Genomic DNA, 21,602 nt, shown 5'->3' on the forward strand with positions numbered 1-21,602 from the left:
GTCAGGCCAAAACAAAGGATTCTAAAACCCAGTACCAAAACGCGATGGTAAGGAAGCTGAGCGGGATACCTACGCCTACCATCAGGGAGGCCAGGCGTGGATTTAAGTTGTAGGAAATAGCAAGGATGGAACCGGTTATCATGGGAGCCATGGCCATTTCCAAGAGGGTTATTTTCAGCGGGAGTCCTCCGAGTGGGCTCAGGCTCCCAAAAATAAGCCAGATGAGGGCGGGAAGTAGGAGTAGCTTAAAGGTAAGGCCTGTCCAAAGCTTCCGATCCTTAAAGGCAGTTTTTTCGATTTGAAGCTGCAGCCCTACTGCGCCTAGTGCCACGGGGGTGAGGGACTGCGCCAGTGTTTCTAGTCCGAATCCAAGGATGGGGTGTACGGTCAGCTCAAGCAGGTTCATGCTGATGCCGATGATAAAAAATAGAAAAGGGGGGAATGTAATCACTTTTTTAAGTAAGGAGCTTTTGCTGCTTTGTTCTGCGCTGTAGGTGTTAGCGACGATAACAGCCAAGGTGCTGACGAGGATAAAGGAGCCTGCCTGATCGATGAGCAGGGCGATTTTTAATCCTTCGGTACCGTAAAGGGCGTCGATAATAGGGAAGCCCACGAAGGAGGTATTCGCGAGTCCTCCGGTGAGGGTTAGGCAGCCGATGGTACTGGCTCCCCAGTTTTTCCAGGTTCCGACGAGGTGAAAGAAGCCCCAAGCGAGTAGAAAGCTGAACCATGCCGCTGCGATGGGGAGTAGCAGCTCGGGACTCAGCGGCAGTGCGGGTAGGTATTTCAGTGCGATGGCGGGCAGCACCACGAAAATGAGGTATTGGTTTAGGAGTTTGGCTAACTTTTCAGGTTCTCGGACGTGTCTGCGCAGGAAGATACCGGCCGCTAAAGAAATAAATATAAGTGCTATTTTTGCCATCGTGTAATCCGGTAGCGCCCTATGCGTTTGTCCGGAGATTTTTTTACTCGTGCACAAATATACGGAAGAAAGCTGCCAGCACTAGGGGTCTGGTTTCACATTAATCGGACTTTTTTATTTTTGATATTGCTTGCTTCATTCTATCCGATCCTTGCGATCAGTAGAGAAGTTTATAGGAGCCCGCTACCTGATATGCTTTGTTCGCAACTGTAGTCGGACATGATGGAATTCAGGGCAGCGGCAGTGGGCTACCTTGGTACATACTTTTACTATTCCCATTTCAAATATTTTTAAATTTCTTAGTCAGGGCTAATAATTTCAAACAGTCTTGCTTGAAAAAGACGTCTAAAGGCCCTTTTCGGTAGTAAGAGGTACAGGGTTTTATTTTCCTGTTATCGCTTTAGGTGAGTAAGTTTAAATACAAACAAGAGGGTGCTATTCAAGTGGAAAGCCCATCTTCGGGTAGGTTTTTATGGCGTAGCAAGTATTTCTGCTCGACTAAGCCCCTTCATTTCTGCCTGCAGGTTATGCCTTCAGCAAGGGATTTAACAGAAAGATAATCCCTTAATTTACAGTGGCCTTGCTGGGCTACGTACCTTTGTGTCAAAGATTAAAACGATGCGTATTATTCCTATTCAGATTAATGGTCAGCAATTTGTGCCTGTGGATCACTTGCACTTCGATCAGGCAAATGATTTGCGGGCTTGGTTGCCAAACGAAGCCTTCCAGTCCGTACGGTATGAGGGCATAGTGGTAGAGAATTGCATAGCGTATGCTTCCTATGTGGCTTGGTGCAAGTTGCATGGAGTGGGTATGCATACGGCACATCGGGGAACGGAGGCGCTTTCTGCTTATGATCTCTTTTTCTAAGGTATTTCTAAAGCCCTCGCTGCGCAAAAGGGGTTTTTATCAGAAAGCTTTAGCTGCCTAGGTCTTTCTTTGGTCTTTAGGCTCTTAGGGTAATCCAAACTGTTTTCTTTTTTCTGCGAAGAAATTTTTTAGCTCAGGATAATAAGGACTTTCTGCTTCGGGAATGCCGGAGAGTGTCAGCGCCAAATTTCCTGTGGCATCTAGCCCTTCTACTGCTTCCAGGGTTTCGACCATGCGAATAACGTCCGCTAAGGAGAGTGGCTGTGTACAGCTTTCAGGGTTTAGGGTGATTTCGTTTCCGTAAAAATCTACGGCGTCAAACGTGTATCCAGCGGCACGTTCATGTATATAAACGGTGATTTCCTCACCCCAGGCGCTCTCAGGATAATGTAGTTTTATGAAGACGTTATTGTTTCTGGAGAGGTCTGTGTACTGGGTCGGTGCGAAGTTATAGTTCATTTTTACAGGCATTAGGTGGCGTTAAAAGGCAGTATGATGACAAAGATTTACCACTATCTTACAATAATACGCAATACCTTGTGCATCGGTGCCCAAATGAGTACTTTTACATATCACAAACTAAACAAAGGTAGTTCATTTCCGTATCGGGGTACTATCAAAGGAATCACTTTTATGGATTCGTGTGCTAACCTTTAGAGGTTGTGTGAGTTTATACCTTGTGAATTCTTTTTTAATACACTATAAAATGCGGAAAGGGCTTCGGACGTACCGAAGTCTTTTTTTTTATTTTTAGTCCTGATAAGCAGGCCTTTGGTGCAGGTATATTTTTAGGAAGTTTGGGCAGAATTCTTCGGGCTAATTCAGGGGTTTAAATTGGAATAATAGCCGAATAGCCCTAATTTTACACTCAAATCATTTTGCATTATGAAAAGAGATCAGGTTGTATTTGACCTTATAGCACAGGAGGAGACCCGTCAGCGGGAAGGCATCGAGCTTATCGCGTCAGAAAACTTTACTAGCAAACAGGTAATGGAGGCCGGAGGCAGTGTTTTGACGAATAAGTATGCCGAGGGATTACCGGGCAAGCGCTATTATGGTGGCTGTGAGGTAGTGGATGAGATAGAGGAGTTGGCGATATCCAGAGCGAAGGAGTTATTTGGTGCCACTTGGGCGAACGTGCAGCCACACTCGGGTGCACAGGCTAATGCAGCTGTATTTTTAGCTTGTTTACAGGCAGGAGATCCGATTTTAGGATTTGATTTAGCGCATGGAGGTCATTTGACTCATGGTTCTCCAGTGAATTTTTCGGGGAAGCTGTATGCCCCCCACTTTTATGGAGTAGAAGAAGAGACAGGCTTAATCGATTACGACAAGGTAGAGGCAAAGGCTTTAGAGGTGAAGCCTAAGCTCTTAATTTGTGGGGCATCTGCTTATAGCCGTGACTGGGATTATGAGCGTTTACGTGCGATTGCGGATGAAGTGGGGGCGCTTTTATTAGCAGATATTTCACATCCTTCGGGATTAATCGCAAAAGGGCTATTAAATGACCCTCTGGAGTTTTGTCATATCGTAACGACTACGACCCATAAGACCTTACGTGGGCCACGTGGCGGATTGATTTTGATGCGTGAGGATTTCGATAATCCTTTCGGCATTACAAATCCGAAGGGTGAGCTGCGCAAAATGTCCGCACTTTTAGATAGTGGTGTTTTCCCGGGAACACAAGGAGGTCCTTTGGAGCATATTATTGCCGCGAAGGCCGTGGCCTTTGGTGAAGCCCTCACAGATGAGTACCTGCATTATGTGGTGCAGGTGAAAAAGAATGCAGCCGTGATGGCCGATGCCTTTGTGGCTAAAGGGTACCAGTTGATCTCAGGAGGTACAGATAACCATTTGATGCTGATCGACCTAACCAATAAGTCCATCACGGGAAAGCTCGCTGAGGAAACACTTGGGAAGGTGGCCATTACGATCAATAAAAATATGGTTCCTTTCGATAAGCGTTCGCCTTTCGTAACCTCGGGTATGCGCGTGGGTACGGCGGCGGTGACCACTCGGGGTCTGGTGGAAGCAGATATGGTGCGGATCGTAGACCTTATCGACCGTGCGCTTATGGGGCACGATAATGAAGGCGAGCTGATCGCGATTCGTAAGGAAGTAAATGAGTGGATGGTACAATTTCCTTTGTACTAATTTCAGACAGGTAGGAGCTAACAGGTGGCATTAGATCAATATAGAGAAGAGGAAGAAGAGGGCATGTCTTTTTTGGACCATTTGGAGCAGTTGCGTTGGCATCTACTTCGGTCCGTAGCGGCGGTTCTCATTTTAACGATTGTTGCTTTTTTAGCGAAAAGCATCGTGTTTGGTCAGGTGATTTTGGGTCCCTCTAAGGTGGAGTTCATTACCTACACGACCCTTTGTCGGGTGGCGGAGGCATTGAGCATTCCTGCCTTATGCATCGATTCGCTACCGTTTACGATTCAGAGTCGTCAGATGACGGGGCAGTTTTCGATGCACCTGACCAGTAGTGTGGTGGTAGGAATCATCGTGGCCTTTCCTTACATTTTCTGGGAATTTTGGCGTTTTATTAGTCCAGGCCTCTACGATAAGGAGCGGAATGCAGCGCGCGGGGCAGTGTTCTTTGTGAGTTTGCTGTTTTTTTTAGGAGCCAGCTTCGGATACTTTATATTATCGCCCTTGTCCATAAATTTCCTATCCAACTATCAGTTAGATCCATCCATTTTAAATGAATTCGATATAACCAGCTATGTGACGACACTGATGATGCTGGTCTTGGCTTCGGCAATAATGTTTCAGCTTCCCGTGGTGATTTATTTTCTCTCCATGTCAGGACTGATTACTGCAGCGGTGCTAAAAGTGTATCGTCGCCATGCTATCGTAGGTATCTTGGTTATCGCGGCGATCATAACGCCTCCCGATGTCATTTCGCAAATCTTGATCGCGATGCCGATCATGGCCCTTTATGAGGTGGGCATCATGATCGCGAAGCGATTAGAAAAGAAGCGCAAAGATGAATTAGCCTCTTAATATATACGTAGACACATTATGAAGATTGGAATAGGGGGAGATCACGCAGGATTTTCCTATAAGCAAGCGATAATAGCCGCATTAGAAGAACAAGGGCATGAAGTGAAGGACTTTGGTCCCTTCTCAGATGCCTCTGTTGACTACCCAGATCATGTACATCCTTTATGTCAAGAGCTTCTCGATGGAGCGCTAGATAAAGGGATTTTAATCTGCGGAAGTGGAAATGGTGTAGCCATAACAGCGAATAAGTATGCAGCCATTCGTGCTGCTTTAGTGTGGGTGCCGGAGTTAGCTAGCTTAGCAAGGCAGCATAATGATGCGAATGTTTTGGCCTTACCCGCACGATTTATTTCTTTGGAAATAGCTCAAGCCTGTACGGAAGCATTTTTAAACACTGACTTTGAAGGCGGACGACATGCTACGCGTGTTTCTAAGATCTCTTGTTCCTGATGCACAAGTTTTAGAGAGTATGCAAGAAGAGGTACCTGCGCAAGTAGGTGCCTTTTTTTAGGATCTACCTGCTTGCTTATCTGCGCTAGACTGAAAGTAATGGCCCTGTAAAAATTACGCCTGCTTTAAGTCCTGTACGCTACTTGTGGAGAAGAGGCAATAAGGAGTAGAGGCGTATGTGGTTTTACAACCTTACGATACGAGGGAGAATGGAAGGGAAAGGGTATAAAAAAAGCTGTAAGACAGGATCTAACAGCTTTAGTCAATTAACAATAAACCCAAAATAACCAGCTGTAAGGGAAGGATTCGAACCTCCACGAGGCGGTTAGGCAAGAACACGAGCTCCATGTTCGCTTTATTCCGGACTCCTCACCCCCGAGACAGGAGGGCTTGTCTGCCAGTTTCAACACCTTACAGTATAACGTAATTTATTAGATGTGGAGAAAACCGTCTGTTTTCTCTACCGCTGTAGGGGAAGGACTCGAACCTCCACGAAGCAGTTAGGCAAAAATACGAGCTCGCTATTTGCTTTATTCTGTGCTCTTCACCCCCGAGACAGGAGGGCTTGTCTGCCAGTTTCAACACCCTACAGTATTGGTGTTAGTGGTTATGTCGCTGTAGGAGAAGGATTCGAACCTCCACGAAGCAGTTAGGTAAAATACGAGCTCGCTATTTACTTTATTCTGTGCTCTTCACCCCCGAGACAGGAGGGCTTGTCTGCCAGTTTCAACATCCTACAAGATAGTTTCAAGATGAACAGCCTTCTGCGCTGTGAGAACCTCATGTCCTTCCTGATGATGTAAAGGTAAGAAAATGATTGATATATTAAAAATAAAGCAATGAAATACGATTAAAAATATTTAATAATTAATAAAATGGTGCTTTCGATGCTGTATCGTTAACTAGGTAAATAGAATCCAGCTTGATTTTATAAATATCGCAATCCTGTTGGAGAAAATCGGAAGGTAAACGCTTTTTTTTCGAAAGAGGTAAAAAAAGTCGTTTCACGTTGAGGTTTTGATAAAAAGTATTCGGCCTTACAAGCCCTTTGCGTCCACTTGAGATGCGATGTATGCCGGTCGGTAAGAGGCCAGTGCAGTGATGGCACTTACTGCGATACCTGTCCACAGGAAGTCCGTCCAAATCATTTTCACAGGATAATAGTCGACGATGCTGCTTTCTACCCCGAATCCGACCAGACCGAATCGCTCTTGGAGAAAGCAAATGAGGAATCCCAGTAGCAGGCCGATGGTTGCTCCAGTGCTTGCAATTAGGGCTCCTTGTTTTAAAAAAATGCGGCGAAGGAGGGACTTTGGCGCGCCCAGCGCCACTAACAGGGCGGTATCTTTTTTCTTCTCGATCGCCATCATGGATAGGCTAAAGAAAATGTTAAAGGAGGCGATGGCTAAAATAAAGGTGAGCGTAATGAACACGAATAGCTTTTCTATCTTAATCGTGCGCAGAATGCTAGCATGCTGTTCATCTGTGTCTTTCACGCTAAACTCCTCCCCGAAAAGCTGCTGCACTTCACGCTTTAGCTTACCGATAGAGGTGCCAGGACGTACTTGAATTTCTAAAGCTGTCCTGCGGCCCTCATAGCGGAACAGTTCTTCTACGAAGGATAGTGGTGCTAAAATATAGCTGTCGTCAAATTCCTTTTCTACACTAAAAAAGGAGGAGACCCGCAGTGCTGCCGAATTGTAAAGTTGGCGTGGATCTATGGAGCCTGCACGTGCCGTGGCGCGAGGATAGAATACCTGGAGGGGTTCGAATTCATTTTGTAAATCCAAAGAGAGGAAATACCCCACCCCTCTGCCTACGACGGCAAGTGGTTTTTCTTCGGTACCCAGGTCTAGGGTACCCCAGGTGTAGCCACTGGCAAAGCGCTCATGCAGCAAATAGTCTCCGCTAACTCCCTTCAGGCGAGCGAGATGCTGCGCCTCTCCGTATTTAAATAGCGCATTATCTTCGATAACCTCCGTGAGCAGCTGAATATCTGCATGTTTACGAAGTGTTTCTAGAATTTGAGGATCTGGGACGAAGGACTTGCCGCGGACCAGCTCTACTTTTAAATCTGCATCGAAAGAAGCATAAAGACCGCGAACCAGCTGCTCGAGGCCATTAAACACGGAAAGCACGATGACCAGCGCCATCGTGCCCACAGCCACTCCGATCATCGAAATGTTCGACAGGATGCTGATAAAGTTTTTCCGTTTTTTACTTCGGAAGTAACGGTACGCGATAAAAGTAGAAGGGCTGCCTGACTTCATCTGATCTCCTAAAGCGCTTCTCTTTCGTCGTCCTCATCCTCTTCGTCCTCGCCCTCAGGGATATCTAATGAAGAGATGACTTTATCCATGTGCTGCGCATACGTGGCCGAATCATCGCCGAAAAGAGCTAGCTCTGGGATTATCCGCACCGATTTCCCGATGCGATTTCCTAGGTGTTTACGCAGCTCACTTTTCGATGCCTGCACGCGGTCGAGCAGCTGCTCCTTATTTCCAGTTAAAAAACTAATGTATACTTTAGCTAGGCCCAGGTCAGGGCTCATCAGCACGCGGGTTACCGTAATCAGCGTTCCCGAGCTGAGGTGCTTCATCTCCCGCTGAAAAATTTCGCCAATCTCTTTTTGAATCAGCTTGCTGAATTTTTGTTGTCTCTTCGTCTCCATACGTATTTTAATACGGACAAATTTAGTGAATTAAATGATGAAGGGTTAATTTCGCATCATCTCTTTCTTCATTAACGCAGGCATTTACGAATTGATTACGTTTTTTAAAATTATCGACCCCATCCGTGCCTTAGCGCTATTCGGCATTTTACTCGCTTTGGCCCTACTTCAGTGGACGGTTTTTCCCTTAGGGCAGTTGCAGGTGGAGCTGGGCTGGCAGCTTTTAGGTAAGCGAATATTGGAAGGGCAGACCCTCTATGTGGGGGTCGTAGACGATACTGCGCCCCTTTCTGCCCTTGTGTTTACGCTGCTGCAGTGGCTTTTTCCCGCACAGGTGTGGCCGCATCGCCTCATCGCCCTGTTGCTTATCTTCGCGCAGGCGAATTACCTAAATAGCCTGTTAGTCCGTTATGGCGCTTTCGAACTAAATACCTATGTGCCTGCCCTTACCGCGATAGTCATCTACGCCTTTAATGCAGAGTTTCTGCTCCTTTCGCCCATGCTGATGGGGAGTTTTTTTTTACTTTTGGCCCTCGGCCAATTGTTTTCTCAGACGGTTCTGCAGGAGGAATCGCTTTCTTCCACCACCCTTCTGGGCGTGTATGCAGGCATGGCGGCTTGTTTCCACCTGCCCTTTTTGGTCTTTCTCCCTTTCTTCCTCATCGCTGGAATTACCATTTCCGGCTTCACCTTTAACCAGGTCCTGCTCACCCTGGTGAATTTTTTTCTCCCTTTAGGCCTTTTAGCGTTGTATTACTTTTGGATCGACGCCCTGCCCAGCTTTTACCATGAGTTTCTGCTCGGGACGCGTATAAAAGATGTGTATAACCACCTGAGCTTGTTCCAGGCCTTGATGGTACTAGCAGTGCCGCTGTTCTTTGCGATTCTCGGCTTCACGATAGGCTCTGTGAAGCAGAGCTACACCGTAAATCAGCAAAAACAAAAACAGCTTATGCTGCTGTATCTATTTTTTGGGGTAGCTACAATTCTACTTTCGAATCACATCTCGGCCATGGAGTGGCTAGTCGTCGTGCCTGCCCTCGCCTATTTTGCGACCAAGCCTTTGCTTTTTATCAGCTCGAATCGCTGGCGTACGGGTATCGCAGTCGCCTTCTTTCTCGTGCTTCCCCTTTCGGGCCTGGCCTTCAACTATTACATGGAGAATACTGCACGAAATGTGCTTTACACAGTGAATCGATCAGAAAAACTGAGCGCCCTGCAGGGCAAAACGCTCTGGGTACTAGGAGATGACATGAGCCCCTATGCCTATGGAAAAATCGCCACTCCATTCTTAAATTATAAGGTCTCTAGCCGGATTTTAGAGGCTAACTCTCCTTTTGCGATTATACGCATCGAAAGTGCCATCCGCTCTGAAATGCCAGAGTTAATTTTAGACTCTGAGGGCCGCTTTGAGAAACTCATGTACCATATTCCCTGGCTCCAAAATCGCTATGCCTCTGCCGGAGCAGGCATCTATCAGCGGAAGGATTAATCCTTTTTTCAGGATTTAATGCGTAATTTGCAGCATGAATTATTTATCCATTTCCGGTCTCACGAAATCCTTCGGAGAGCGGGTGCTTTTCGATTCCATCGCATTCGGTTTAGATCAAGGACAGAAGGCCGCCCTCGTCGGGCAAAACGGCGCCGGCAAGTCCACACTCATGAAAATTATCATGGGCCTAGAGCTCGCCGATAAGGGGGAAGTGGTCATCAATTCAGGGATACGTGTTGCTTATGTGCACCAAAACCCGACCTTTGCCGCAGGCATGAGCATTTACGACACGATTTTCGACTCTGGGGAAAACGAAGCGCTCGCGGTCGTAAAGGCCTACCAAAAAGCTACGTTAGACGCAGAAAATGGCCGTGCGGATGAGCAGCTATTGCAAACACTTTTTGACCGCATGGACAGCTTGCAAGCCTGGGATTTTGACTATCAGATAAAAGAGATTTTAGGTAAACTCGGCTTGCATGATACGGATGTGCCCGTAGAAACCCTTTCGGGTGGACAGCGTAAGCGCGTGGCACTGGCTCGGGCACTACTCGCACAGCCGGATTTATTACTTTTAGACGAACCGACTAACCACCTTGACCTCGAAACGATCGAGTGGCTGGAAGAATATCTTTCAACAGCGAACCTTAGCCTTTTTATGGTGACCCACGATCGGTATTTTCTGGACCGTGTGACAAATATGATTTTGGAGCTGGACGATCGACAGCTTTTTAAATACAATGGCAATTACGGCTACTTCTTAGAGAAAAAGGCCCAGCGAAAAGAGCAAGAAGCCACCGAGCAGGAAAAGGCCAAGAGCTTGTATAAAAAGGAGCTGGACTGGATTCGTCGCCAGCCGAAAGCGCGGGGTACCAAGGCGAAATACCGCGTGGATGCTTTCGAGCAGACCAAGGAAAAGGCCTTTAAAAAGACGGAAGAACGTGAGCTAAGCCTCGGACTTACGACGCAGCGACTGGGAAGTAAAATCCTGGAGCTGGAGAAGGTAGTCAAGCAGTATGGGGAGAAAAAGTTAATCGATGGTTTTTCGTATACCTTTAAAAAAGGCGATAAAGTAGGTATCGTAGGGCCAAATGGGGTAGGAAAAACCACTTTTCTGTCGCTGCTGACCGGGCTGATCGAAGCGGATCAGGGCGCAGTCACCAAGGGGCAGACGACAGTTTTCGGCTACTACCGCCAAGAGGAGGATCGCTTCGATGAAACGAAAATGCTTATCGACACCGTGAAGGAGGTGGCGGAAGTCGTCACGGTGGCGGGTGGAGCTACCATCACCGTGTCCCAGTTTTTAACCCGCTTCGGATTTCCGCCCAAGCAGCAGCATACCCCGATCGCGAAGCTGAGTGGTGGAGAGCGCCGCCGACTACAGTTGCTACTCGTTCTGATTACAAATCCCAACTTCTTGATTCTCGATGAGCCTACAAACGACTTGGACATCGATACCTTAAATACGCTGGAAGGCTTTTTAGATGATTTTCCGGGCTGTTTGCTGATCGTTTCGCACGATCGCTACTTTATGGATCGACTGGTGGACCACCTCTTTGTTTTCGAAGGCGAGGGTTTCATTCGAGATTTCCCTGGAAATTATACCGATCTGCGCGAGGAGGAAAGAGAGCGGAAGGAAGAGGCGGCACGTCAGCAGCGGGAGCAGAAGCGCGAGGCGCAAAAAGAGGCGAGCAGCCCAGCACCTGTGGCAGCCCCTGCGCAGGAGCAACCGTCTTCCAGGAAGGCGACCTTTAAGGAAAAAAAGGAATTTGAAGAAATTTCTCAGGAGATGGAGCGGCTGCAGGTAGAGAAAGATGCTCTAATCGCGCAGATCGCTGCGGGGACGGAAGACCACGAGCGTCTTATGGCCTGGTCTGGCCAGCTGCAGCAGGTCGAAGAGCGACTCGACAGCTTAGAATTTCGCTGGCTGGAGCTAAGTGAACTTACGGGTTTATAAGGGTCAGGTAGCGGGGAGAGCTTAAAATCGAAAGGCCTGCAGCCCCCTTTTTGCTTCTGGTGCACGATCCCTGCACGGCGCATAAAAAAATCCCCAAACAGACAGCTGTCCGTTTGGGGATTTTTTTAAAAGCTATTTTTTGGCCCAGCGGGCCAAAGGGTCCAGCGCTGACATTATAAACAATTAACGCGTAAAGTTAAGCGTAAGGGTAAATGTTTCTACCGTCAGTTCCTGTGGGATAAGTACGCTGATATCCGACGTGCTTTCTAATACCAGGCGATTCGGCGTAAGCGTTCGGATGGTAGCCTCTATCGCTAAGGTTTCGCTGCTCAAGGTTAACGTTTCTCCTTCACGCATGAGGGATCCGGAAAGTAATTCTTCTCCATCGAAGCGAAGTGTTTCACGAGAAACTTCCTGACCACCAAAAAAGAGGGCAGCTTCCAACTCGAACCCCCCCGTACTGGTTACGGTTTCTAAGATTTCATCGAAGCGCACGACCAGGTCAGTGCTCACAGTTTCGCCTTCTAGACGTGCATTCACGGGGAAAACACCTACAGAAATTCTTCCGGCGGCTTCGAAGCTGGCATCTTCTAGCGTCCAGCTACCATCGAGTAGCGATACACCAGGCTCATCATCGGCGCCACAGCTCATTAGGAGTAGTACGGGTACTAGGAGGGCTAAAAGTAATTTTTTCATAATTAGATTTAATTTTCAAAGCAAATGTACGAATTATTCGCTTATGTCCTCATCGGGGAGAATTTCTATGTCTTCGATCAATACTTTTTTCGCGATCTGCTGGCCTGTTAAGGTGGCGGCGAGGCCGCCGAGAGCGGTTTCTTTGTATTTACTTTCCATGCTGGCACCGATTTCTCCCATCGCCTCCACGCACTCATCCACGGGAATGACACCACTAACGCGTGCTAGAGCTATTTGCGCCGAGCTGTTTGCGATTGCTGCTGCGCTGGCATTACGTACGACACAAGGGACTTCCACCAGTCCGGCGACCGGGTCACAGACGAGGCCAAGCATGCACTGAATCGTGATGGCCACGGCATTAAAAACTTGATCGATGTCTCCACCTAGGGCGTGTACCATGCCACCCGCCGCCATGGCGGCTGCTGAACCTGTTTCTGCTTGGCATCCCCCCACAGCGCCCGCCAGACTGGCTTTGCGTTCGATAATAAGGGCGATGCCTGCTCCTATGAGTAAGCTTTCCACGATGCACTCGTCCGTAAGTCCATGTACTTCTTGAAGCGTATAGAGTGTCCCCGGTAGAATGCCCGAGGCGCCTGCGGTAGGTGCCGCCACGACACGCCCCATGCAGGAGTTAACCTCTTTCGCCGCTAGTGCCCGTGCGATAAGCTTCTGAAATTCTGGAGATAGCACCGCCACGGGATGCTGATAGACCTTTTTGGCTCCGTTTTGGATCATGCCTGAGCGCGACTGCATGTCCTCTTTTAATCCCGTGTCCACAGCCTCACGCATCACTTGATACGCATTTAAAAGTCCTTCATAGATCGCCTCACGCGTCGTGTTGCGCTGATGCATTTCGTAGGTGATCACGGCCTCAAATAAAGGGATGCCCGCGGCCTCACAGTGGCGCTGCCACCCGCTGAAGCTGTCAAATAAAAACTTGGTCATGGAATAGATGGGTTTATAGGGGAGCAAAGTTCGTAAAAAAACAGAAAAACCAGGCTTCTGGTTCTTACTTATCCTGAAGTAAATAAAAACGGCCACCGCTTCAGGAGGGGTGGCCGTAACCGTTCGCAGTGCTGGGTGCGCTTCTAACGGATTATTCGGCGGTGTTTCTACGCAAAACACTCATTATGCGCGCTTTAAATAAAATAGGTTCGAAAGGTCGAGCCGTAGGTGGTATGGCGCCTTGACGGATAAGGTCCCGGCGAATTTCTCTTGGGAACACTTGTACGCCCTCATTGCCGTAGGCTAAAATAGAAGGTACGATGACTTCCATCTCCATGCCGTCTACTGCTGCCGTGAAAATCTGCGGAATAAAAGCAAACTGGTTCTCAGCGCCTACTTCTATAGTCGGGGCCTGACTGCCCGCGGCACTCGAAAAAGGCACTGTTTCGTCCAGCTGTAACATTTCGAACTCGAAAGTCACCAGATCGCCTGGGTTTAGCCCATGCTCCGCGAGCGCCTCTTCTGAGACAGAGGTCCAGATCCAAAGATCTTGGGTCGGGTCGATGCGTCGATAACGCTCTTCCAGGCCATTTTCCTCCTTGAAAGCTTGAATTTTATCGGCTTCAATCAGCTCTAAACTATCATCATCTAAAATAAACTCCCAGCGTACTCGGATAACTAAATTAGACGAAGGCTGAATAAGTTGCTCGTAGCTGTAGTCCCTGTAGGCCAAATAGGAGGGGACATAAAGCGTAAACTCTTCACCTTCACGCGCTAGGCCTGCTGCTAAATTAAGCACCAGTGGCACTAGACGGTCTTCTCCATGTTGAAAGACACTCAAGGGCGCTTCCGAACCCCATCGATCGTCGATCAGCTGCCCCTCTGTTGTTTTAATTTCGTAACGGATGGCTACTTTATTTCTGTTTTGGATCTGGCGCCCCGTGGGGTTAGCCACCTCTTTTACCCAGAAGAAACCCAGCTGGCTGGATTCGGCTTGTATGTTATTTTGCTCTAGAAAGGCACGTAGTCGATCGTTATCACGCTCGGCCATGCGCTCTGCATCAGAAAGCCCCTGTTCGAGGCAAGCATTTAAACTAAACAGGATAGCCATCGCTAACCCTAAAATGGAGTACTTACGCATGTTACTTTAATTGATAAGAAATTCGCACATTCACACCGGTTAGCTGGAAAGCCTGATCGAGGAAGGTTTGATTATTAAGTGAAAATTTATAAAATGGCTCTATCATAAACAAGGTGTTTTTTCCTAAATCTTGTTCGTATCCCATGGCAAGCTGCATAAACTGACCGCTTCCCCGTCCAGAGTCCGCGTCTGGGCTAAAGGTATTCGTGAAGGTTTCGCTCATGCTGGCGGCTTCGACCCCTTGGGCGTTAAAATTAGGCACTGCGAAAGTGGCTGTAGCCCGCTGGTTTGCATACATCATATGCGAGACGCCTCCAGCGATAAAAAAGCCTCCTGCTGCTCTATCCAAAACCTTATACCGCATATTTACGGGGATTTCGATCTGTGAAAACTGCAACGAGGTTCCCTGAGGGACGGCCACACGCATCAGCGCATTGGGCTGTGCAAAGCCCATATCCCCAGCTGGCTGTAGGGCCATAGCCACCCGCTGTTCTACCCTAGGTCCGGCGGGCTGAAACTCCTGACGGGCCAAGCTGAGTCCTACATCCACGTGCATGCGTCTACCGATTTGCATTCCACCATGAATGCCGGCACCAAAGGCCACAGGGGAAGATTGATTCGCTACTGCCTGTGGGCTGAGCAGTAGGCCAATATGAAAGAGACCAGACTCCCCTTTGTCAGCAGCTTTTATTAATTTTTCCCGCTGCGCAAAGTCCGTTTCATCCACTGCTCCTTCGGCTACTGGGAGGACAGCTATGGAGACGCCCTCAGCCAGCATTTGGCTGCCTTGCTTTTCCATAAGTGGTAAAATTCCGCTGGGAATGGTGGGCGATGTGGTCAGCAGGGAAGTCTCTTGAAGGGCTTTTAGTGTGGGCCTGCCACCAGTAGTGGATCTTGTTTGTTCGGTGGTCTCAGCATCGCTCGGCTTTTGTTTGGCCGCCTGCGGCAAAACCTGTGCGACGGGGGCCTGCACGGGTGGCATTTCCATCTCCTGTGGAGCTGCTGGCAGCTGTGGCGATGATTGGTTCATCGGACTTTCTTCCTCCTGTAATGGAGTCTGTTCGGGTTGGATCGGAGATACGGTGAAGGAGCGGCTGGCTTTCGAAAGACTATCCGCGTCAGCGGCATCCCCTAAAAGCTGAGGGTCTGCAGGCATCCACCAAGTAGAAAGGCTTAAAAACCCGACCAGAAACAGGACCGCAGCACCTGAAAAGCCTGCTAGAAAGTATTTCCATTTCCGCGCGAGCAGCGGGCCGCCCTGCCACTTGCGCTTCGCAAAGTCCTCCCAAGCACCCGGTGTGTAGCCGGTATCTAGCCCCTCGAGCTCCGCGCGCATTTTATCTGCTAGTCGTTTATCGAACCGCTCCTTCATTCTTCTCCGCGTTTAATTGAAGCACTTTTTCCCTTAATTTCTGTTTGGCGCGAGCCAAGTACGTTCTCGATGAGCTGGAGGGAATTTCCAGGGTGTCCGCGATTTCATTATGCGAATACCCTTCGATTTCGTACATGTTAAAGACGATGCGTAAGAGCTCAGGAAGACCGCGCAAAAGCTGCATCAGGTCCTCTACCGACAGGGCATCTAATACCCCGGGGTCTAAAGTTTCAGAATAGGCTTTCTCGATATCCATCACAGCGAAATACTTGATGCTGCGCCGGTAATAATCGATGGAGGTATTAATAACGATGCGCCGCAGCCAAGCTTTAAAAGACTGCTGCGGCGCATATGTGTCCAGCTTGTCGAAAACTTTCATAAAGCTGTCATTCACGATTTCGCCCGCCTCTTCTTTCACATTCGCGTAGCGCAAAGCAATGCCCATAGCATAGCCGTAGTAATGCTTATAAAGCTGTTCGAATGCTTTTCTATCGCCGTCTTGGGCGCGCTTCACGTAATCGTGTTCCAAACTTTTACTGGGTTCCTTTGTCTCTACACCTACCAAACGAAGGGGGAAGTGAAAGTGCTACAGCAGCGGCGCATTAAAAGTGAAACTGTACGTCCTGCTTAAGGGCGGGATCTAGACTAAGCGCCACTGGGCAGGTCTTGGCAGCACGCTTTAATTTATCCACAAATTTCGCCTCCAGGTGGGCGGCCTCCGGCCAAAAAATGGACACGCGGATTTCAGCGATTCTGCGTGGATCGGAGGCCATCACTTTTTCCACCTCCCAGTGCATGCCGTTTAACTCCACACCGTCTCGCTCGGCTACGATGCCCATGATCGTGACCATACAGCTTCCGAGAGCCGCGGCTACTAAATCGGTCGGGCTAAAAGCCTCTCCACGGCCGTGATTGTCTACAGGAGCATCTGTAAGTGTTTTGCTTCCAGAGGCTACATGCTCCATCTCTGTGCGTAATTTACCTAGGTAAGAACTTTTTACTGTGGGCATAAAACTTCTTTTTTTCGTTGTAGTTTAATAACTTATAAGCGAATTTAGCGTTTTCCTAGCGTATAACTCCATGAACATAAAATTCTTTCCTTTTCTACCCGTATGCCTTGGCTGTATTCTTACCTTGTTTTTCGCCACGGCAAGCCTTGCGCAGCGTGATGATGCGGGAGATTATGAGTATGATCGAGAAGTTTTTATCGGGATAAATAAAAATACAAACGGAGGGCTTATAGGCGGTATTTCAGGAAAAATGGGTACACGCATTAATGATGAACTTTTTCAATTCTATGGTCTCGACCTGATGAATGTCCGGCATCCGAAAGAAGTACGCTACAATACGATCCTAGGAAACTCGTATGTATTCGGCAAGCAAAACCATCTCTACAGCATTCGCCCTTATTACGGAAGAGAACTTATTCTTTTTAAAAAGGCCGCCCAGCAGGGGGTACAAGTTTCCGCCCTAGTGGCTGCTGGACCCTCCCTCGGAATCATAGCTCCCTATGTAATCGAATATTCGATTAGTAGAACAGAGACAGTTCGTCAGCAGTATGACCCTGAAATTCACCAGAGCCGATTTAACATCCTTGGAACTGGACGCGTTTTCGAAGGCCTAGGAGACTCTGAGTTCGCCATAGGTGGAAATGCGAAAGCCGCACTCTTCTTCGAATTCGGCTCTTTTCGCTCTAGTGTCATGGGAGTTGAACTTGGATACCAATTTGAGGGTTTTACAAGGGAGATTCCAATTATGGTAGGTGCCCAAAATCGCAGCCTCTTCCATTCTGCTTACTTCACCTTCTATTACGGGTTTAGGAAATAAGTGTTAATTGGCGTTTCTTTGTACTTCTATTCATTAAATCCCATGCCATGATAGAACTTCCAGTTGTATCCCAAGACGAAACCAAACGAAAAAAACCCAACTGGCTACGGGTAAAACTACCAGTGGGGAAAGAATATGCCAAAGTTAGAAAATTAGTTGACGAGCATAAGTTACACACGATCTGTGAAAGTGGAAACTGTCCAAATATGGGCGAATGCTGGGGTGCCGGCACGGCTACTTTTATGATTCTAGGAAATGTATGTACACGTTCCTGTTCTTTCTGCGCTGTCGCCACAGGTAGACCTCCCGAATACGATACCGATGAGCCCAGACGTGTGGCAGAAGCTATTCAATTAATGGGGGTAAAACATGCCGTTATCACTTCTGTTAATCGAGATGAATTAAAAGATAGAGGAGCCGAAATCTGGTATCAGACCGTTATCGAAACCAAAAAAGCTTCCCCCTCCACCACGATCGAGACACTTATTCCAGATGTAAAAGGCAATTGGGAAGCACTTTATCGTATGATCAGTGGTGGCCAAGAAGTCGTCTCTCATAACATGGAAACAGTAAAGCGCCTGTACAGAAGAGTGCGGCCGCAGGCCAAATACGAGCGCTCGCTGGAGCAGATTAAGCTGACGAAAGCCTATGGGAAACGCACCAAGACTGGTATTATGCTCGGATTAGGTGAAACAAAAGACGAAGTCTATGAGGCTATGGATCATCTTGCTGCCCACGGTTGTGATATTCTGACCCTCGGACAGTACCTGCAGCCTACCAAAATGCATATCGAAGTGGCGGAATTTATTCACCCGGACCTATTCGATCACTACCGTGAAGAAGGATTAAAAAGAGGCCTTAAGTATGTAGAGTCAGGGCCTTTGGTGCGTTCTTCCTACCATGCTGAGCGCCATGTAAATGTTTAAAAATGTGCACAAAACATAAAAATCAGAAAGGCTTCCCCTACGAGAAGCCTTTCTGATTTTATGTACTTACAAGGTGGGCGCTTGGCCTAGGGCCAAAATTAGACCTACCTCACTTTATTTTTGTGACAACGTAGGCAGAGCTTATGCATAATTAAAGCTATCCACCTGTTCCATCACCCAGTCCTTATACTTGTCTAGGCGATACTCTTTCCAGATTTCCTTCATTTTCGGTGCGCCATCGATGAGAAACTTAAAGGCGGTACCTGCCTTGGGTTTACTTAAGGCATTAAACAGCTCATCTTGAAACCCCTTATCTTTTACCTGGCGTAACACGAAGTCTTCCATCATTTTATGCTCCTGAGGAGCCTCCATCCGCACAAATTCCGCAAAATTATCCGGATCATCCTCTATCTCATCTAATATATCCTCCTCCTCAGGTGTGAGATCGTAATTGAAGTAATCTTCATCATCCGGAAGGTGAAATATTTTTTTCTGGTCTACTTGATAGAAGCAAACCATCCCCTTAATTAAGTGAGCCGCTATGGTCTCGACTTCATGGTTAGAAAGGCTTAACATTATACTATGTGAAAGATAAATTTTAGGGAAAAATACAGGAAAGCAATTTAAATTCAAATCAATGTGTGAAATATTCTAGCACTTTCGCGAATGTTTCTGAATCGATTTCATGTCCGCCTGGAAAAGTTAGCCGCCCCACGGGCAGCCCGGTCTCCTGGATAAAGGTTTCTTGCTTGGCTAGGGACTCGGGGGTCACCCACTCATCGTGTGTTCCATGCACGACGCAGAGCTTTTCGATCTTCCCGAATGCTTGCTTCGCTTGGGCCACCTGTATGTCTGCCGCGAATCCAGAGCCCCAAAGTGCCAACCCCGAGATTGGGAAGGGAGCCTGTGTCGCCCAGCGACTCGCCGTAGCTGCGCCCTGTGAAAACCCGAGGACATAGAGCCTAGGAGGCTGTGCGTAAGAAGCGAACACCTCTGCTACTAAGCTGTTTAAATAGTTCGCGGTATTCGTGATCGCCATCTCGCGTTCATAACGTGTCATCCAATTGGCGCCGACATGCCCTTGGAAGCCTTTGATGTAGCTCAAGTTCGGGGCGTCTGGCAAAATAAATAAGCGCTGATCCGTATCAAAGGCACTGAATTTTCGCCAAAAATACTTGCCAAGCTGATGATAGCCGTGTAGCAGCAACCAAATTTCAGGATACTGCGCCTGCGGGTCGCGGCTGAAGTGGACCGCAGACTGACTGCTGTAGGTGTGGTAAGATTTTATCAACTGTTTAGGTCATTAAAACGAAAGGGAAGCAGCTGGTCGATGCCGCTAGCTTTCAAGAGCTCACCATTCGGTGTGTACATGATGATCTCGATGGATCTACCGAACTTTGTTTCATATTCGTTTAGCGTCTGTCGACACAAGCCACAGGGGGTGACGGTAGCAAAGCGTGTATCTGCCCGCCTCTTGGCCACGATTAAAATTTTCAGAGGGGCCTGATCCGGGAAATTACTCATCGCATAGCTTAGAACAGCACGCTCGGCACACACACCTACGGGAAAGGAAACATTCTCTTGGTTATTGGCAACAAAAATTTCGCCGTTCTCCAGTAAAAGCGCTGCACAAACTAAGAAGTCCGAATAAGGCGCATGGCTATTGTTTATTTGGGCTAGGGCCCGCTCTAGCATCGTTCGCTCCACGGGTAAAAGCTCGTTTAAAGCCAATACGCGGAGGGATACATGGAATTCTATTTTTTTACACATAGTAACACGTACATTCCTTACATAGGTCTGCTTAAACAAAGAAAAGAAAAGAAATGTTAGAAATCCCAAAAAAACCGTTTAAGATTTTCGTATTGTCGTTTCTTTTCGTCATTTTCCCCGTACAAACGCAGTAAAGACCCGATTAAACCTAAAATAATTGTATGTCTACCATCCTAATCATCGGCGCAGGGAAATCATCTACGTATTTAATCCAGTATTTGTTGGATACCCTTCAGCGGAAAGGCCGTAAATTACTTTTAGCAGATATAAATGTAGAAGCAGCAGAGGAAAAGCTGGCTGGCCATGCGGAAGCTGAGGCGGTGGCTCTAAACCTGCTAGATGCTGACGCCCGCAGGCAACTCATTCGGCGTGCTGATGTCGTGATCTCCATGCTTCCCGCCTCGATGCACCCCCTAGTGGCGAAAGACTGTTTAGCCTGCGGCTGTCATTTTTTTACCGCTTCTTATGAGAGCGCAGAAATGCGAGAATGGAAAACTGCTATCGAAGAAAAAAATCTTTTCTGGTTAAATGAAATGGGCCTAGACCCAGGGCTCGATCACATGTCAGCCATGAAAATAATCGACGAGGAACGCGCGGCAGGGAATGAAATTATCGGCTTCAAGAGCTTCTGTGGAGGGCTGATTAGCCCGGAAAGCCCACAGAATCCTTGGAAATATAAGTTTACCTGGAATCCGCGAAATGTGGTGCTGGCGGGCCAAGGGACCTCGCGCTTCATTCGAAACGGCCGCCTGAAATACGTGCCCTACCACATGCTTTTTCGTAGGACAGAGCCTGTCTTTATCCCAGGGGCTGGCGACTTCGAAGCCTACCCTAACAGGGACTCGTTAAGCTATCGACATATTTACGGCTTAGAAAATATTCCTACTCTTCTTCGCGGGACTCTACGGAATACGGGCTTCTGCCGCAGCTGGGACCTTTTCGTGCAGCTCGGCATGACGGATGACTCCTTTGAGATGGATCTCCCCGAAGCATTTACCTATCGGCAGTTTACGAACACCTTTCTCCCCTTTCATAGCACCAAAACCGTGGAGGAAAAAATCCTAAATCTACTGCCTTTTGCTGATGAGGTACTCCTAGAGAAGGTGCGCTGGCTGGGGCTCTTGGATCCTACTCCGATGCGGCAGCGAAAGGGTAGCCCTGCCGCCTTGCTCCAAAGCGTTTTAGAGGAAAAATGGGCCCTGGGAAAGGAGGACAAAGACATGATCGTCATGCAGCATCAGTTTACCCTGCAGCAGCCCGTCGGAACCCAAGTCGAGCGTCTTTCCAATCTCGTGGTGAAAGGAGAAACGCAGGAGCGCACCGCCATGGCTAAAACCGTCGGGCTCCCCCTTGCCATCGCCGTGGACCTCTTTCTCGATGGCAAAATCTCCTTAACAGGCTTGCACATTCCCGTCAAGAAAGAAATTTACCTCCCTGTGCTGGATAAAATAGAACAGTCGGGGATTCATTTCCGGGAATCCACACGCATGCTGGTCTAGTTAGTCCGATAAGCGATCCAGAGTCGATTCGCGGTGCGGAAAGTGTCCTTAGACTTCA

Annotated in this window: 22 protein-coding genes; 9 read left to right on the top strand and 13 right to left on the bottom strand. The window is 48.0% G+C overall.

The genetic code is table 11. From position 1 onward, the window contains the following. Window position 1 precedes the first annotated feature (1 nt). Window positions 2-922: an AEC family transporter gene (locus ACXIT9_RS07485; protein ID WP_458055604.1), complete on the bottom strand. Its 921-nt coding sequence runs from the start codon at window positions 920-922 to the stop codon at window positions 2-4. A gap of 618 nt (window positions 923-1,540) precedes the next feature. Between ACXIT9_RS07485 and ACXIT9_RS07490 the strand changes: the two genes are divergently transcribed. Continuing rightward, entirely contained in the window at window positions 1,541-1,792 is a 252-nt protein-coding gene (locus ACXIT9_RS07490) for a hypothetical protein (RefSeq protein ID WP_458055605.1), read from the top strand. Window positions 1,793-1,876: 84 nt separating this feature from the next. Here the strand turns inward: ACXIT9_RS07490 and ACXIT9_RS07495 are convergent, their stop codons facing one another. Continuing rightward, on the bottom strand, window positions 1,877-2,251 hold the full coding sequence (locus ACXIT9_RS07495) for a UDP-glucuronosyltransferase (RefSeq protein WP_458055606.1): 375 nt from the start codon (window positions 2,249-2,251) through the stop codon (window positions 1,877-1,879). Between the two features lie 426 nt (window positions 2,252-2,677). Here ACXIT9_RS07495 and ACXIT9_RS07500 point away from each other — a divergent pair, with 426 nt between their 5' ends. From ACXIT9_RS07500 to rpiB, 3 genes are read left to right on the top strand one after another with little or no spacing between them, the layout of a single operon-like run. Beyond that, entirely contained in the window at window positions 2,678-3,946 is a 1,269-nt protein-coding gene (locus ACXIT9_RS07500) for a serine hydroxymethyltransferase (RefSeq protein ID WP_458055607.1), read from the top strand. A gap of 24 nt (window positions 3,947-3,970) precedes the next feature. Continuing rightward, a complete protein-coding gene (gene tatC, locus ACXIT9_RS07505) occupies window positions 3,971-4,801 on the top strand; it encodes a twin-arginine translocase subunit TatC (protein WP_458055608.1) in 831 nt (276 codons plus the stop codon). 18 nt (window positions 4,802-4,819) lie between these two features. Continuing rightward, complete coding sequence (rpiB, locus tag ACXIT9_RS07510) at window positions 4,820-5,251, top strand: ribose 5-phosphate isomerase B (protein ID WP_458055609.1); 432 nt, start codon at window positions 4,820-4,822, stop codon at window positions 5,249-5,251. A 1,037-nt stretch (window positions 5,252-6,288) separates the two neighbouring features. Here the strand turns inward: rpiB and ACXIT9_RS07515 are convergent. Both ACXIT9_RS07515 and rbfA read right to left on the bottom strand, forming a co-directional pair. Further along, window positions 6,289-7,521, bottom strand: a complete 1,233-nt coding sequence (locus ACXIT9_RS07515) for an FtsX-like permease family protein (RefSeq protein ID WP_458055610.1) — start codon at window positions 7,519-7,521, stop codon at window positions 6,289-6,291. An 8-nt stretch (window positions 7,522-7,529) separates the two neighbouring features. After that, a complete protein-coding gene (rbfA, locus tag ACXIT9_RS07520) occupies window positions 7,530-7,922 on the bottom strand; it encodes a 30S ribosome-binding factor RbfA (RefSeq protein WP_458055611.1) in 393 nt (130 codons plus the stop codon). A gap of 91 nt (window positions 7,923-8,013) precedes the next feature. Between rbfA and ACXIT9_RS07525 the strand changes: the two genes are divergently transcribed. Both ACXIT9_RS07525 and ACXIT9_RS07530 read left to right on the top strand, forming a co-directional pair. After that, complete coding sequence (locus ACXIT9_RS07525; protein ID WP_458055612.1) at window positions 8,014-9,414, top strand: hypothetical protein; 1,401 nt, start codon at window positions 8,014-8,016, stop codon at window positions 9,412-9,414. Between the two features lie 34 nt (window positions 9,415-9,448). Continuing rightward, window positions 9,449-11,368: an ABC-F family ATP-binding cassette domain-containing protein gene (locus tag ACXIT9_RS07530; protein ID WP_458055613.1), complete on the top strand. Its 1,920-nt coding sequence runs from the start codon at window positions 9,449-9,451 to the stop codon at window positions 11,366-11,368. A gap of 183 nt (window positions 11,369-11,551) precedes the next feature. On the opposite strand, the gene ACXIT9_RS07535 is transcribed toward ACXIT9_RS07530, so the two are convergent. The 6 genes from ACXIT9_RS07535 to ACXIT9_RS07560 all read right to left on the bottom strand — a co-directional run bounded on the left by ACXIT9_RS07535 (window position 11,552) and on the right by ACXIT9_RS07560 (window position 16,532). Continuing rightward, window positions 11,552-12,064 (bottom strand): hypothetical protein, encoded by a 513-nt coding sequence (locus tag ACXIT9_RS07535; RefSeq protein ID WP_458055614.1) that lies wholly within the window; start codon window positions 12,062-12,064, stop codon window positions 11,552-11,554. A 33-nt stretch (window positions 12,065-12,097) separates the two neighbouring features. Next, window positions 12,098-13,009 (bottom strand): L-serine ammonia-lyase, iron-sulfur-dependent, subunit alpha, encoded by a 912-nt coding sequence (gene sdaAA, locus ACXIT9_RS07540; RefSeq protein WP_458055615.1) that lies wholly within the window; start codon window positions 13,007-13,009, stop codon window positions 12,098-12,100. Window positions 13,010-13,160: 151 nt separating this feature from the next. Next, entirely contained in the window at window positions 13,161-14,150 is a 990-nt protein-coding gene (locus ACXIT9_RS07545; RefSeq protein WP_458055616.1) for an FKBP-type peptidyl-prolyl cis-trans isomerase, read from the bottom strand. A 1-nt stretch (window position 14,151) separates the two neighbouring features. Further along, window positions 14,152-15,522 (bottom strand): hypothetical protein, encoded by a 1,371-nt coding sequence (locus ACXIT9_RS07550; protein ID WP_458055617.1) that lies wholly within the window; start codon window positions 15,520-15,522, stop codon window positions 14,152-14,154. Next, window positions 15,503-16,051, bottom strand: a complete 549-nt coding sequence (locus ACXIT9_RS07555; RefSeq protein WP_458055618.1) for an RNA polymerase sigma factor — start codon at window positions 16,049-16,051, stop codon at window positions 15,503-15,505. The genes ACXIT9_RS07550 and ACXIT9_RS07555 overlap by 20 nt, the downstream gene beginning before the upstream one ends. 73 nt (window positions 16,052-16,124) lie before the next feature. After that, the gene (locus ACXIT9_RS07560; RefSeq protein ID WP_458055619.1) at window positions 16,125-16,532 is read right to left on the bottom strand and encodes an OsmC family protein; all 408 of its coding nucleotides are present in this window, start codon (window positions 16,530-16,532) and stop codon (window positions 16,125-16,127) included. Between the two features lie 70 nt (window positions 16,533-16,602). Between ACXIT9_RS07560 and ACXIT9_RS07565 the strand changes: the two genes are divergently transcribed. Together ACXIT9_RS07565 and lipA are read left to right on the top strand one after the other, a co-directional pair. Then, entirely contained in the window at window positions 16,603-17,349 is a 747-nt protein-coding gene (locus ACXIT9_RS07565; protein ID WP_458055620.1) for a hypothetical protein, read from the top strand. A 47-nt stretch (window positions 17,350-17,396) separates the two neighbouring features. Further along, window positions 17,397-18,275 carry a lipoyl synthase gene (gene lipA / locus ACXIT9_RS07570; protein WP_458055621.1) on the top strand — a complete coding sequence of 293 codons (879 nt, stop codon included), beginning with the start codon at window positions 17,397-17,399 and terminating at the stop codon, window positions 18,273-18,275. Window positions 18,276-18,416: 141 nt separating this feature from the next. On the opposite strand, the gene ACXIT9_RS07575 is transcribed toward lipA, so the two are convergent. Genes ACXIT9_RS07575 through ACXIT9_RS07585 form a run of 3 tightly spaced genes read right to left on the bottom strand, consistent with a single transcriptional unit; the run spans window position 18,417 to window position 20,045 of the window. After that, window positions 18,417-18,851, bottom strand: a complete 435-nt coding sequence (locus ACXIT9_RS07575; protein WP_458055622.1) for a UPF0158 family protein — start codon at window positions 18,849-18,851, stop codon at window positions 18,417-18,419. A 58-nt stretch (window positions 18,852-18,909) separates the two neighbouring features. Further along, window positions 18,910-19,566 carry an alpha/beta hydrolase gene (locus ACXIT9_RS07580; RefSeq protein ID WP_458055623.1) on the bottom strand — a complete coding sequence of 219 codons (657 nt, stop codon included), beginning with the start codon at window positions 19,564-19,566 and terminating at the stop codon, window positions 18,910-18,912. Next, the gene (locus ACXIT9_RS07585) at window positions 19,563-20,045 is read right to left on the bottom strand and encodes a cytidine deaminase (protein ID WP_458055624.1); all 483 of its coding nucleotides are present in this window, start codon (window positions 20,043-20,045) and stop codon (window positions 19,563-19,565) included. Before ACXIT9_RS07585 ends, ACXIT9_RS07580 begins: the two co-directional genes overlap by 4 nt. Before the next feature lie 161 nt (window positions 20,046-20,206). Here ACXIT9_RS07585 and ACXIT9_RS07590 point away from each other — a divergent pair, with 161 nt between their 5' ends. Then, window positions 20,207-21,544: a saccharopine dehydrogenase family protein gene (locus ACXIT9_RS07590; protein WP_458055625.1), complete on the top strand. Its 1,338-nt coding sequence runs from the start codon at window positions 20,207-20,209 to the stop codon at window positions 21,542-21,544. Window positions 21,545-21,602 lie beyond the last annotated feature (58 nt).

The sequence above is a fragment of the Nitritalea sp. genome (assembly GCF_054166705.1).

Coding starts and splice junctions, on each gene's coding strand:
- ACXIT9_RS07550 (WP_458055617.1), bottom strand. CDS start 15,522: ATGAAGGAGCGGTTCGATAAACGACTAGCAGATAAAATGCGCGCGGAG.
- ACXIT9_RS07515 (WP_458055610.1), bottom strand. CDS start 7,521: ATGAAGTCAGGCAGCCCTTCTACTTTTATCGCGTACCGTTACTTCCGA.
- sdaAA (WP_458055615.1), bottom strand. CDS start 13,009: ATGACCAAGTTTTTATTTGACAGCTTCAGCGGGTGGCAGCGCCACTGT.
- ACXIT9_RS07490 (WP_458055605.1), top strand. CDS start 1,541: ATGCGTATTATTCCTATTCAGATTAATGGTCAGCAATTTGTGCCTGTG.
- ACXIT9_RS07535 (WP_458055614.1), bottom strand. CDS start 12,064: ATGAAAAAATTACTTTTAGCCCTCCTAGTACCCGTACTACTCCTAATG.
- ACXIT9_RS07530 (WP_458055613.1), top strand. CDS start 9,449: ATGAATTATTTATCCATTTCCGGTCTCACGAAATCCTTCGGAGAGCGG.
- ACXIT9_RS07485 (WP_458055604.1), bottom strand. CDS start 922: ATGGCAAAAATAGCACTTATATTTATTTCTTTAGCGGCCGGTATCTTC.
- rbfA (WP_458055611.1), bottom strand. CDS start 7,922: ATGGAGACGAAGAGACAACAAAAATTCAGCAAGCTGATTCAAAAAGAG.
- lipA (WP_458055621.1), top strand. CDS start 17,397: ATGATAGAACTTCCAGTTGTATCCCAAGACGAAACCAAACGAAAAAAA.
- ACXIT9_RS07565 (WP_458055620.1), top strand. CDS start 16,603: ATGAACATAAAATTCTTTCCTTTTCTACCCGTATGCCTTGGCTGTATT.
- ACXIT9_RS07500 (WP_458055607.1), top strand. CDS start 2,678: ATGAAAAGAGATCAGGTTGTATTTGACCTTATAGCACAGGAGGAGACC.
- ACXIT9_RS07495 (WP_458055606.1), bottom strand. CDS start 2,251: ATGAACTATAACTTCGCACCGACCCAGTACACAGACCTCTCCAGAAAC.
- ACXIT9_RS07575 (WP_458055622.1), bottom strand. CDS start 18,851: ATGTTAAGCCTTTCTAACCATGAAGTCGAGACCATAGCGGCTCACTTA.
- ACXIT9_RS07560 (WP_458055619.1), bottom strand. CDS start 16,532: ATGCCCACAGTAAAAAGTTCTTACCTAGGTAAATTACGCACAGAGATG.
- ACXIT9_RS07590 (WP_458055625.1), top strand. CDS start 20,207: ATGTCTACCATCCTAATCATCGGCGCAGGGAAATCATCTACGTATTTA.
- rpiB (WP_458055609.1), top strand. CDS start 4,820: ATGAAGATTGGAATAGGGGGAGATCACGCAGGATTTTCCTATAAGCAA.
- ACXIT9_RS07585 (WP_458055624.1), bottom strand. CDS start 20,045: ATGTGTAAAAAAATAGAATTCCATGTATCCCTCCGCGTATTGGCTTTA.
- ACXIT9_RS07545 (WP_458055616.1), bottom strand. CDS start 14,150: ATGCGTAAGTACTCCATTTTAGGGTTAGCGATGGCTATCCTGTTTAGT.